Below are 562 nucleotides of genomic sequence, written 5' to 3'. Positions count from 1 at the left end.
GAGTTGATGTTCTCTTGAGACTGAATAACGGCTTTAGTGTAAACAAGGTTGTTGGCTGTCATTAGCGCTTCTCTTGCACCATACAAAACGGCAATTCGTGCGTCTTTTTGTATTCCGAGGAACTTGGGTAGGGCAACAACGCCAACAACACCAAGAATGATGATGCACATTATTAACTCGATAAGGGTAAATCCTCGTGAACCACGCACAACCAGCCTCCAGCTTTGTCATTTTATAGGCTGCTATTCTGGAATAAAAATGGGGTTATATCGGTATTAAAAAAGAATGAGAAGGTGTGACTGCTATTGCAAATCTCATATATAAAACAAGTTGCCTATTTGTTCATTAGAGATTGAAGCGGTTTCTCAATTGGGATTTTAAAGAGAGGAGGAAAAAAGATGAATAAAGATGTGCTCGGGAGGAAAAATCTCCCGAGCCGGAGTACTTAAGAGGCGTCCGTTACCGTTTGGCCACTGCGTTTAAATACAAATCTCCAGATGAACAGGACTACTGCGATATAAGCTAAGCCGGCACCAAGTGCTTGCCACTCCATACCATTATA

General features: G+C 41.8%; 1 protein-coding gene. It reads right to left on the bottom strand.

What is annotated here, in order from left to right:
* On the bottom strand, positions 1 to 209 hold a 209-nt coding region (locus tag R7Z77_RS27500; protein WP_318137327.1), incomplete at its 3' end, for a type II secretion system protein.
* Between the last annotated feature and the right edge of the window lie 353 nt (positions 210 to 562).

This window comes from Vibrio sp. 1401 (assembly GCF_033340295.1).
This window is presented reverse-complemented; position numbering and strand designations above follow the sequence as displayed.